This is a genomic window from Stenotrophomonas sp. C3(2023) (assembly GCF_032911385.1).
Lineage (GTDB): Bacteria > Pseudomonadota > Gammaproteobacteria > Xanthomonadales > Xanthomonadaceae > Stenotrophomonas.
Genome location: NZ_JAWJLO010000023.1, coordinates 1 through 231, shown reverse-complemented (window position 1 = coordinate 231; position 231 = coordinate 1). Strand labels below are relative to the sequence as shown.

The window sequence follows — 231 nt, the reverse complement described above, 5'->3', positions numbered from 1 at the left end:
TGCAGCTGCCTGCTGCACCAGACCCACGGTGCCGTTGGTCAGGCCACCGATCTGGGTGTTGATGGTGGTGATGTCGCCTTCGTTCTTGGTGACGCGACCGTCCAGGTCACCCAGCGAGGTGTCCACCGCATCGAAGGCATCGCCCACGTTGGCGTACGAGGTGCCGTCGATGTCGAAGCTCGGTGCGCTGATCGTGCCGTCAGCGGCCACGGCCGAACCACCGCCGATGGC

At 65.8% G+C, this 231-nt stretch carries 1 protein-coding gene; it reads right to left on the bottom strand.

All coding sequences use genetic code 11. The annotated features are described in order from the left end of the window. On the bottom strand, positions 1–231 hold a 231-nt coding region (locus RZA67_RS16440), incomplete at both ends, for a hypothetical protein (RefSeq protein ID WP_317214136.1).